Origin of the sequence: Psychromonas sp. (genome assembly GCF_047632995.1) — a bacterium.
Lineage (GTDB): Bacteria > Pseudomonadota > Gammaproteobacteria > Enterobacterales > Psychromonadaceae > Psychromonas.
In genome coordinates this window covers 1-12,031 of record NZ_JBLIEK010000109.1, presented here as the reverse complement: position 1 = coordinate 12,031, position 12,031 = coordinate 1, and the positions used below count along the sequence as shown (strand labels likewise).

Here is a 12,031-nt window from a genome sequence, read left to right as displayed (position 1 = left end):
TGGTATCGGTGCAGACGAGATGGTGAAACGTACGCTGTTTGGACGTCAGCGTATTAACCCATCGGCAGATCTTGATGAAAAAACCTTAACTGAAATTGCCAAGCTCACCGGAGGACAATATTTTAGAGCAAGAAACCAGCAGGAGCTGCAAAACATCTATCAAAAAATCAATGAATTAGAGCCGGTTGCTAGTGATTTCCTAGAGTTTCGCCCAGAAAAGGATCTGTTTTATTGGCCGCTTGGCGCTGCCTTTTCTCTGCTATTTATGTTTGCCCTCTATTGCAAATTAAGAGGTTCGTATGATGCCTGAAAGTAGTTTTATGCCCTTAGAATTTTTACGCCCCCTGTGGCTGCTCGGATTACTGGCTGTTTTTTTATTTTCATTGCTGCGTTACAAGATGGCTAAAAAGGGGCAATCACAAAACCTCATCGCCGCCCATTTAAGTGAACATTTGGTCAGCTCACCAAGCAGCGGCAATACACAGACGTTTACTTTTAATATTCTCGCCGTTATTGCCTGCATTGCACTGGCGGGACCCAGCTGGCGAAATCTGCAGCTGCCTGTCTATGAGATGGAAAAGGCGCAGGTAATCGCGCTGGATCTTTCCTATTCAATGTACGCAACGGATATAAAACCTAACCGTTTAAGCCAGGCAAAATACAAAACGATTGATCTGATAAAAAAATTAAGCGAAGGTGAAAAAGCACTGATAGCCTATGCAGGAGATGCGTTTACTATCTCCCCTTTGACCGCAGACGGCAACTCTATTATCAACCATATTCCGCAGCTCTCGCCGGAGATCATGCCAGTCACGGGTGCACGTGCCGATCTCGCCCTGGAGAAAGCGATCACCCTGCTGGAAAATGCAGGTTATACACAAGGCCATATCGTATTTATTACTGATGATATTGATAAACAAACATCACAAAAAATGGTGGCACGCCTAAAAGGCACTGATTGGGTGGTCTCTATACTGGCGATGGCAACAGAGCAAGGCGAGCCTATTAAATTATCGGACGGCAGTTTACTGAAAAATCAACAGGGTGATATTGTTGTGCCTAAACTACAGGCTCAGCCGTTATACGCCATAAGTAACGCCAGCCATGGTCTGTATCTGACGCCCAGCAATAGCAACGCAGATATAGAGCGGTTAGCGAGTTTATTTACGGTCAAAGATGCTCATAAAAAAGAGAACGGACAATCCGGACAGAATAAATTTGCCATAGATGATGGTTATTGGCTGACTTTTTTATTACTGCCGCTGTTTTTATTACTGTTTAGAAAAGGTCTTTTTTACGTTCTTTTATTAAGCGTAACTATGCCCTTTGCCAGCCCCAGTGCTGACGCTTCAATTTGGAAAAATGGCCAGCAAAACGCCTTTCAGGCTTATCAGGATAAAGATTATCAAACCGCCGCAGAGCTATATGATGAGCCCATCTCAAAAGGCAGCGCCTTATATCAAAACAAACAATATCAGCAAGCGTTGGATGAGTTTACCCAGGCAACTATTGACGATCCAAAGAGTGCCACTGCCTTCTATAACCAAGGCAATGCTTACGCGCAGTTACAGGAGTTTGATAAAGCAATTGAAGCTTATCAGCAGGCGCTGACCATTGATCCTGGATTTAAGATGGCACAGGAAAATAAACAGCTGCTTGAAAAGATAAAAAAACAGCAGGAACAGCAACAAAGCGACCAGCAGCAAAGCGAACAGCAACAAAGCGAACAGCAACAAAGCGAACAGCAACAAAGCGAACAGCAGCAAAGCGAACAACAGCAAAGCGAACAGCAACAAAGCGACCAGCAGCAAAGCGAACAGCAACAAAGCGAACAGCAGCAAAGCGAACAGCAACAAAGCGACCAGCAGCAAAGCGACCAGCAAAAAACTGAGCAGCAGAAAGCTGAGCAGCAGAAAGCGGAGCAACAGAAAGCTGAGCAGCAAAGCGAACAGCAGAAAGCTGAGCAACAAGAGCAATCTGAAGAATCACAGCAAAAGCAACAGGCGGGTGAGATGCAAGAAGCTGAACAAGTAAACCAGGAACTGCAAGATTTACCTAACTGGTTAAAAAATATGCCAGATGATCCCTCTTTATTACTACGCAACAAAATGCGTCTGGAATACCAAAAAAGAGCACAATCACAGCCGGCCAAACAAAAAAATAACGGAGAGATCTGGTAATGCAAATTATACGTTCAACTGTTACAACCCTTTTTCTCTCACTTTTTTTAATTCAAGGCAATTGCGCTACGCCGCAGCTGCAAACATCGGTTAGTGATAATGCAGTTTTATTAGGGGATCTGTTTGTATTAACCATAACGCTAAACGACAGCGATTCAGACTATCAATTAGACACACGGCCATTAGAGAAAGAGTTTACCGTTTATCGCCCATCACAAAGCCGCAACAGTAAATATATCAACGGTAAATTCAGTCAACAGACACAGTGGCAAATAACCCTGCAGGCGAAAAGAGTTGGCGAGTTAACTATCCCCGCGTTAAAACTTGGCTCGCTGACCACTCAAGCAATTAAAATATCCGTAGAAAAATCCTCGGATCAGGCAACCGAAACAGAAGACAATAAAATTTTCATGGAAAACAGCCTCAATAAAAATAGCGTATATCTGGGCCAGCAGTTGATTTTAACCACTAAGATATTTATCTCTGAAAACACCAATGAGCTAGAACTGCTAGCGCCCAGTTTAGCCGATGCAACGGTCACTGTTTACGGACAGGATAAAGAGGGACAAACAATCCGTAATGGCACTCGTTATAAAACCATTACACGACAGTTCCAAATAAGTGCCAAGCAAGCGGGCGATTTCACGGTCAAATCACCGCTTTTAACGGGAAATTTACGCAAAATAGTGAAAATAAGTGAATGGCAAAATAGTGTCATTGCTGATCCTATCAATATTCGTGGTGACGCCCTGCCGATAGAGATAAAAGCTAAACCTGAAGACTTTCAAGGCGAGTGGTTAATTAGTGATGATGTTCGCCTGATTGAAGATCCCACATTAAATCAACAAACTTATCATGTGGGTGAGCCGATCACCCGCAACATCACCCTGCAAGTGGCTTCAGTTGATAAAGCTAAACTGCCTGAAATCAAGTTTAACTATCCGCAAAGTTTACGCTTTTATCCGGATCAAGATGAGCTGAAAGAGGGGCAAGCAAACGGTTTGCTTTACGCCGTGCGCAGCATGCGTCATGCGATAATCGCCGATCAGAGCGGTGAGCTTATCCTGCCGGAAATCAAAATGGGATGGTGGAACAGCCAAACAGATAAGCAAGAGTTTGCCATTTTACCCGCACAAACCCTGACCATTTTAGCCGCAGAGAAAGATACCGTTTCACCTGCAAGCAACAACCCTGTTATACCGGCCAGTCCCATCGATGAGATTAAACCCACCCTTATTGTCGATCACCAGGCTCTTATATATTGGCAGATTATTAGCGCCCTCTTATTGCTTGTTATTGTGATGCTTATTTTTTATCACCTCTACTACCGCCGTTTGCAAAAATCGAGTAAAGCGCAAAATATAAAAAAAGTTGAGCCACTGGATAATAGCTATAGCGCATTGCAGGTCCAATTAAAGAAAAACGATCCTGCGCTGATTTATCAAGCATTATTAAACTATGCACAAAGTGAATTTCCAATACTAAAAAGTCTTTCCCAATTAAACGATTACATAAGCTTAAATGAACAAGACAAACAACAATTAGCAGCGGAAATAAAATCACTAGAAAATGCCTGTTGCACCCCCTCCGCTGATTGGAATTCAACGCAATTAACCGTGTTAATAACAAAGCATCTGCAGAAAAAATCAAACCATACGGCTAATAATATTATGGATTTAAATCCGAGCAAGGCGCATAAATAGATGCGCCATTGACCTAACGCGAGTTAAAAAACAGGCGCACCATATTGGTGTGCTACGCACCATCACTCCCTATTTAAAGCGCCAAATGGCTGCTTAAACCTCTTTTTAAAATAACATCCCCTTCAAAAAACAATATAACATTATGATTTAGAACACTTTTAATTTAACGCACCAGCAGTTCGCAATAGTTGGCGTGTTCTTTGCGTTAATCTCTATTGTCATTTCATTTTACAGTGAAATATATTGTAGTAACTCAGCGAAGGAAATTAAGATGAAAATTACAAAAATTGCTCTACTAATCAGCGCAGCTACACTACTACCTAATTTAGCTTCAGCAGGCACACTAGAACAAGTCATTAAAAAAGGCACGCTAAATTGTGGGGTTTCTACTGGTATCCCTGGCTTCTCAGCCACTGATTCAAAAGGGGTATGGGAAGGCCTTGATGTTGATTTTTGCCGTTCAGTTGCCGCTGCAGTCCTTGGTGATGCAGATGCCGTTAAATTTATCCCCCTAACCGCAAAAGAGCGTTTTACTGCGCTGCAAAGCGGCGAAATTGACGTTTTAGCCCGCTCATCAACTTGGACTGCGTCACGTGATACATCACTTGGCATAAATTTCACCGGTGTTAACTATTACGATGGACAAGGTTTCCTAATAAATAAAAAACTGGGCATCAGCTCTGCAAAAGAATTAAGCGGAGCAACATTCTGTATTCAAGCGGGTACTACAAGCGAACTTAACTTGACCGATTATTTCAAAGCGAATGGCATGGAATATAAAGCGGTTACTTATGATACATCTAGCCAAACTATCGACGGCTTCAAAAAAGGTCGTTGTGATGCTGTGACCTCTGACGCGTCACAACTGTATGGCTTAAGACTAAAAATGGACGATCCAGACTCGGTGATGGTTTTACCAGAAATCATCTCTAAAGAGCCTTTAGGGCCAGCCGTTCGTCAAGGAGATGATGATTGGTTTAATGTTGTACGCTGGACACTCTATGCAAGCTTAGAAGCTGAAGAGAAAGGGGTGACACAAGCCAATGTGGACATGCAACTTAAGTCTGAAAATCCAAGTATCAAACGCTTGTTAGGTACAACAGGTACTGCAGGTAAAGATCTAGGGCTAAAAGAAAATTGGGCTTATAACATAATTAAAGGAGTGGGCAACTACGGAGAATCTTTTGATAAACATGTGGGTAAAGACTCTCCCCTTAATATTAGCCGTGGTCTGAATAAATTATGGACCCAAGGCGGATTAATGTACCCAATGCCAATTCGATAAACTTTATCTATCTAGGGGTGATAATCACCCCTTTTTAAAAAGATTATTGGAAATATAAAAGGCTTATTAATATGAAAGATTCGCAGCGCGCTCCCAGTTCTCATATTTTGCTCAATAGCCGCCAAAAACGCGCGGTTATTTACCAAATCATTGCCCTTATGCTGGTTTTTTTTAGTGCATACTATTTCGCAACTAATATGTTTGAAAATATAGAAAAGAGAGGTATCAGCACAGGCTTTTCTTTTTTAAATAATATTGCCGGCTTTGGTATCAGCCAGTCGTTAATTACCTATAGTGACACCACTTCTACCTTCCTGGATGTGTTTTTTGTGGGTTTATTAAATACCTTACTGGTTTCCGTGATAGGTATTATTATCGCTTCCGTATTGGGTTTATTAATCGGTATTGGCCGTTTATCCCATAACTTTTTAATCTCAAAGATATCCTTGGTATATATAGAAACCTTTCGTAATATTCCTATCCTATTACAGATTCTGTTCTGGTATAACGTGGTACTCGCCGCGCTGCCGGGTCCACATAACAGCATGGCCTATCTGGAGTCTGTTTTTTTAAATAACCGCGGTTTGCTGCTGCCTAAACCTATTTTTGAATCAGGCAGTATCTACATACTTATCGCGTTTTTACTCGCCTGTGTCGCGGTGGTTTTTTTAGCTAAATGGGCTATCAAACGTCATGATTTAAGTGGCGAAACATTTCCCTTGGTGAAAGTCTCACTGGCTATTCTTATCTTATCGCCACTGCTGGTTTATTTTCTAAGCGGACAACCTGTTAGCGCAGCCTATCCCGTACTAAAAGGATTTAACTTTGCTGGCGGATTAACCATTCTCCCTGAATTTTTAGCCTTGATTTTTGCACTGAGTATCTATGCGGCAACCTATATCGCAGAAGCGGTACGCGCTGGTATTCAGTCGATTTCCAATGGACAAACCGAAGCGGCGCAATCGCTCGGACTAAAAAACAGTATTATTTTACGCAAAGTTATTTTGCCACAAGCGCTTCGCGTGATAATTCCCCCTGTTATCAACCAATATCTGAATCTGCTTAAAAACTCATCGCTGGCAACCGCTATCGGTTATCCCGAAATCGTTACCCTGTTCTCAGGAACCACCTTGAATCAAGTGGGTCAATCGGTAGAAATCATATTAATGACGATGGCTGTTTACTTAACATTTAGCATACTCATCTCGCTACTACTGAATTGGGTAAATGCAAGAATGGCAATTAAAGGAAGATAATATGGCAGTCTATACACTCAAAGAAGCACAATCAGCACCTTCTAGCAATAAGGGATTGATTTTCTGGTTACGGGAAAATCTATTTTCAGATATTAGCAATAGCTTCTTTACACTATTGGGTTGTTACTTTATCTATCTTGTCGTACCGCCACTCATTGATTGGATGATTATTGATGCGACTTGGACTGGCAGTAAAGAAGAGATAGTAAATGGTGGAGCAAGATGGATTTTTATCATAGAGAAATTTGATCAGTTCATGTATGGCTTTTATCCGGCGCACCTGCACTGGCGGCCAAACATGGTCGTATTGACCTGTATCGCTTTTGTGCTATCCATGAAATTCGTTAAAAACAGCAAGATTAAAATAGCCCTCATTTTACTCTTTCCTGTTGTCTGTTTCACACTGATAAGTGGAGGATGGTTTGGCCTGGAAGTAGTGGAAACTGAAAAATGGGGCGGATTAATGCTCACTATGATTGTCGCGGCTGTCGGGATCATCGCTTCTTTCCCGCTAGGTATTGTTTTAGCACTGGGGCGTCAATCGAACATGCCCATTGTCAAAACCATATCGGTCGGTTTTATCGAATTTATTCGCGGCGTGCCCTTAATTACTATCTTGTTTATGGCTTCCGTAGTGCTGCCGTTGTTTTTCCGTGACGGTATAGATTTTGATAAATTACTGCGTGCATTAATAGGTATCACCCTCTTTCAATCGGCTTATATTGCTGAAGTTATACGCGGCGGTCTGCAGGCGATCCCGAAAGGTCAGTATGAAGCGGCTGATTCATTAGGATTAGGTTATTGGCAGGGAATGATTTTGGTTATTTTGCCGCAGGCATTAAAAATATCTATTCCCAATATCGTCGGCTCTTTTATTGCCCTGTTTAAAGATACAACCCTAGTTTTAATCATTGGATTATTTGATGTGTTAGCTATGGTGACACTAACCACCAGTGATACAGACTGGTTAGGATTTGAAGTTGAAGGGTATGTATTTGTCACTCTTATTTACTGGGTTATCTGCTTCAGTATGTCGCAATACTCAAAATCTATTGAACGCAAATTTAATACAGAGCATTAATTGCAGTAATCAATAAATTGATGCTTATTTTTAAATGATGCCTGTTTAACATTATTAGTCAAAAAGGAAATTTCATGTCAGCAGAAGAAAGCATGATCACGATGCTAAAAGTGAATAAATGGTATGGGGATTTTCACGTACTCAAAGATATTAATTTAACCATTAAAAAAGGTGAGAAAGTGGTTATTTGTGGTCCGTCAGGATCGGGGAAATCAACCACTATCCGCTGCTTAAATGGTCTTGAACAATTCCAAAAAGGCACCATTACAATTAATGATACAGAGCTGACCGACGATCTCAAAGTGGTACGCCATATCCGCGCAGAGGTGGGCATGGTATTCCAACACTTCAACCTGTTTCCGCATCTTTCCGTGCTCGAAAATCTGCTTTTAGCACCTATCTGGGTACATAAAAAACCGCGTAAAGAAGCCATTAAAACAGCGATGTATTATCTGGAGCGGGTGAAAATTGCAGATCAGGCAAATAAATACCCGAATCAATTATCCGGTGGGCAGCAGCAACGGGTCGCCATTGCACGCTGCTTATGCATCAACCCTAATATTATGTTATTTGATGAGCCGACCTCGGCATTAGACCCGGAGATGGTTTCCGAGGTGCTTGATGTAATGGTCGAGCTTGCAGATGAAGGGATCACCATGATCTGTGTTACTCATGAGATGGGCTTTGCCAAAAAAGTCGCTGATCGTGTTATCTTTATGGATGCAGGTCAAATTATTGAAGAGAATGAACCGCAGCAGTTCTTTGATAATCCGCAGTCGGATCGCCTCAAAATGTTCTTAGAGCAGATTTTATCGCACTAAAATAATGACAAAGGGGTAACGTCTGCTCCTCGTTACCCCTTTGCTTTCTAGTTAAAATAATATTTGTACCCGAATTACTTAAATAAAAAATTAGCAACACACAGCAAATAGCCGCAATAATAAGGTTATGGATATCACACTATAATCCTATCATTTCCCCTGCATCAGAAATTTTTTATAATGACTCACATATTTACTGTCGTAAAATCACATTTATTGTTCATTTAACGGTCAATATTGTGAGATAACCCTTGCAAACGTTAACAATTTCATAACAAAGAAGAAGTTTCATATATGCTCCCTATGTTTGATTAATCAATAGAAAGTCACCTTTTTACTTTCTTTATATTGAAATTAATATCAATAACATAGACAAGGACATAAAAATGAAATTGACAAAAATTGCTCTATTACTAAGTGCCGCCACATTGCTACCTAATTTAGCATCAGCAGGCACACTTGAACAAGTAGTAAAAAAAGGTGCACTGAACTGTGGTGTGTCTACCGGTATTCCAGGCTTTTCAGCAACTGATTCAAAAGGTGCCTGGGAAGGTCTTGATGTTGATTTTTGCCGTTCAGTTGCCGCTGCTGTATTCGCTGATGCCGATGCCGTCAAATTTATCCCCCTAACCGCAAAAGAGCGTTTTACTGCGCTGCAAAGCGGCGAAATTGATGTTTTAGCCCGATCGTCCACTTGGACCTCATCACGTGACACCTCACTTGGACTCAATTTCACCGGTGTTAACTATTACGACGGACAAGGTTTCCTGGTCAATAAAAAACTGGGCGTCAGCTCGGCAAAAGAATTAAACGGGGCGACATTCTGTATTCAAGCGGGCACCACAACCGAGCTTAACTTAACCGATTATTTCAAAGCGAATGGCATGGAATATAAAGCGGTTACTTATGATACATCCGGTCAGACTATCGACGGCTTCAAAAAAGGACGCTGTGATGCAGTAACCTCTGACGCATCACAACTGTATGGCTTAAAGCTTAAAATGGACGATCCAAATTCAGTGATGGTTTTACCTGAAATCATCTCTAAAGAGCCTTTAGGGCCGGTCGTTCGTCAGGGAGATGATGATTGGTTTAATATTGTACGCTGGACTCTCTATGCAAGTTTAGAAGCCGAAGAGCTGGGTGTAACACAAGCCAATGTGGACATGCAACTTAAGTCTGAAAATCCGAGTATCAAGCGCTTGTTAGGTACAACAGGTACTGCAGGTAAAGATCTAGGGCTAAAAGCTGATTGGGCTTATAACATAATCAAGAAAGTGGGCAATTACTCAGAATCTTTTGATAAACATGTGGGTAAAGACTCACCACTTGGTATTGACCGTGGTCTGAATAAATTATGGACCCAAGGCGGGTTAATGTACTCAATGCCAATTCGATAAACTTTATCTATCAGGGGGGAATAACCCCCCCTTTTTAAAAGGATTATTGGAAATATAAAAGGCTTATTACTATGACAGACTCGCAACGCACTCCCCGTTCCTCTGTTTTTTTCAATAGCAGCCAAAAACGCGCGGTTATTTACCAAATCATTGCCCTTATGCTGGTTTTTTTTAGTGCATACTATTTCGCAACTAATATGTTTGAAAATATAGAAAAGAGAGGGATCAGCACAGGTTTTTCTTTTTTAAATAATATTGCCGGCTTTGGTATCAGCCAGTCGTTAATTACCTATAGTGACACCTCATCCACCTTTCTGGATGTGTTTTTTGTGGGTTTATTAAATACCTTACTGGTGTCCGTGATAGGTATTATTATCGCTTCCGTATTGGGTTTATTAATCGGTATTGGCCGTTTATCCCATAACTTTTTAATATCAAAGATATCACTGGTCTATATAGAAACCTTCCGTAATATCCCTATCCTATTACAGATTCTATTCTGGTATAACGTGGTACTCGCCGCGCTGCCGGGTCCACATAACAGCATGGCCTATCTGGACTCCATTTTTTTAAATAACCGTGGCTTGCTGTTACCTAAACCTATTTTTGAACCTGGCAGTCTCTCTATACTGATTGCTTTTTTACTCGCCTGTATTGCTGTGTTTTTTTTAACAAAATGGGCCAGTAAGCGCCATGATTCAAGTGGCGAAACATTCCCGCTCATTAGAGTGTCACTATCTATTCTTATCGTATCGCCTCTGCTGGTTTACTTTATAAGCGGGCAACCTGTTAGCGCTGTCTATCCAGTGCTAAAAGGATTTAACTTTGCGGGCGGATTAACCATTCTTCCTGAATTTTTAGCCTTGGTTTTTGCCCTGAGTATCTATGCGGCAACCTATATAGCCGAAGCGGTACGAGCTGGTATTCAGTCGATTCCCAATGGGCAAACCGAAGCGGCGCAGTCACTGGGACTAAAAAACAGCGTTATTCTACGCAAAGTTATTTTGCCACAAGCGCTACGGGTGATCATTCCTCCGGTTATCAACCAATATCTGAATCTGCTTAAAAACTCATCGCTGGCAACCGCTATCGGTTATCCCGAAATCGTTACTCTGTTCTCGGGCACCACCTTAAATCAAGTGGGTCAATCGGTAGAGATTATATTAATGACAATGGCTGTTTACTTAACATTTAGCATACTCATCTCGCTACTACTGAATTGGGTCAATGCAAGAATGGCAATTAAAGGAAGATAATATGGCAGTCTATGCACTCACAGAAGCTCAAGCAGCACCTTCAACCAATAAAGGATTACTTTTCTGGTTACGGATAAATCTATTTTCAGATCTTAGCAATAGCTTCTTTACACTATTGGGTTGTTACCTTATTTATCTTATCCTGCCGCCACTCATCGATTGGATGATTATTGATGCGACTTGGACCGGCACTAAAGAGGAAATAGTAAAAGGAGGAGCAAGATGGATTTTTATCATAGAGAAATTTGATCAGTTCATTTACGGATTTTATCCCGAAGCCGCGCATTGGCGCCCTAACCTTGTCGCATTTATTTGTGTCGCATTTGTACTGGCCATGAAATTCGTTGCCAATCTCAAGGTTAAAATAGTGTTGATACTGTTATTTCCCATCCTATGTTTCACACTGATCAGTGGTGGATGGTTCGGTCTTGAAGTAGTCGAGACTGAAAAATGGGGCGGACTGATGTTGACAATTCTGGTGGCAGCCGTTGGTATCATAGCTTCTTTCCCACTGGGTATTGTTTTAGCGCTGGGGCGTCAATCGAACATGCCCATTGTCAAAACCATATCGGTCGGTTTTATCGAATTTATTCGCGGCGTGCCCTTAATTACTATTTTATTTATGTCGTCAGTGGTGCTGCCGCTGTTTTTCAGTGATGGCATTGATTTTGATAAACTGCTGCGTGCACTTATTGGTATCACACTATTTCAATCAGCTTATATTGCTGAAGTTATACGTGGCGGTCTGCAGGCAATTCCGAAAGGTCAGTATGAAGCAGCGGATTCGTTAGGATTGGGTTATTGGCAGGGCATGATTTTAATCATTTTACCGCAGGCTTTAAAAATATCGATTCCCAACTTAGTCGGCTCTTTTATTGCCCTGTTTAAAGACACAACACTGGTTTTAATCATTGGATTATTTGATGTGTTAGCTATGGTGACACTGACCACCAGTGATACAGACTGGTTAGGATTTGAAGTTGAAGGGTATGTATTTGTCACTCTTATTTACTGGGTTATCTGCTTCAGTATGTCGCAATACTCAAAAT

The 12,031-nt window shown here is 41.4% G+C and carries 9 protein-coding genes and 1 pseudogene; all 10 read left to right on the top strand.

Annotated features, from left to right (window positions below; genetic code table 11):
- Positions 1-310, top strand: a pseudogene (locus tag ACJAT7_RS15050) (IMP dehydrogenase); the annotation flags it as partial.
- Complete coding sequence (locus ACJAT7_RS15045; protein WP_415227619.1) at positions 300-2,180, top strand: VWA domain-containing protein; 1,881 nt, start codon at positions 300-302, stop codon at positions 2,178-2,180. The pseudogene ACJAT7_RS15050 and the gene ACJAT7_RS15045, both read left to right, overlap by 11 nt.
- Positions 2,180-3,883, top strand: a complete 1,704-nt coding sequence (locus ACJAT7_RS15040; RefSeq protein ID WP_415227618.1) for a BatD family protein — start codon at positions 2,180-2,182, stop codon at positions 3,881-3,883. The genes ACJAT7_RS15045 and ACJAT7_RS15040 overlap by 1 nt, the downstream gene beginning before the upstream one ends.
- Positions 3,884-4,154: 271 nt before the next feature.
- Positions 4,155-5,168: an amino acid ABC transporter substrate-binding protein gene (locus ACJAT7_RS15035; RefSeq protein WP_415227617.1), complete on the top strand. Its 1,014-nt coding sequence runs from the start codon at positions 4,155-4,157 to the stop codon at positions 5,166-5,168.
- Positions 5,169-5,239: 71 nt separating this feature from the next.
- Positions 5,240-6,424, top strand: a complete 1,185-nt coding sequence (locus tag ACJAT7_RS15030; RefSeq protein ID WP_415227616.1) for an amino acid ABC transporter permease — start codon at positions 5,240-5,242, stop codon at positions 6,422-6,424.
- A gap of 1 nt (position 6,425) precedes the next feature.
- Positions 6,426-7,505: an amino acid ABC transporter permease gene (locus ACJAT7_RS15025; protein ID WP_415227615.1), complete on the top strand. Its 1,080-nt coding sequence runs from the start codon at positions 6,426-6,428 to the stop codon at positions 7,503-7,505.
- 92 nt (positions 7,506-7,597) lie between these two features.
- On the top strand, positions 7,598-8,326 hold the full coding sequence (locus ACJAT7_RS15020) for an amino acid ABC transporter ATP-binding protein (RefSeq protein ID WP_415227620.1): 729 nt from the start codon (positions 7,598-7,600) through the stop codon (positions 8,324-8,326).
- A gap of 386 nt (positions 8,327-8,712) precedes the next feature.
- On the top strand, positions 8,713-9,726 hold the full coding sequence (locus tag ACJAT7_RS15015) for an amino acid ABC transporter substrate-binding protein (protein ID WP_415227614.1): 1,014 nt from the start codon (positions 8,713-8,715) through the stop codon (positions 9,724-9,726).
- Positions 9,727-9,797: 71 nt separating this feature from the next.
- Entirely contained in the window at positions 9,798-10,982 is a 1,185-nt protein-coding gene (locus tag ACJAT7_RS15010; protein ID WP_415227613.1) for an amino acid ABC transporter permease, read from the top strand.
- 1 nt (position 10,983) lies between these two features.
- Positions 10,984-12,031: amino acid ABC transporter permease (locus ACJAT7_RS15005; protein WP_415227612.1), on the top strand; the 1,048-nt coding region annotated here is incomplete at its 3' end.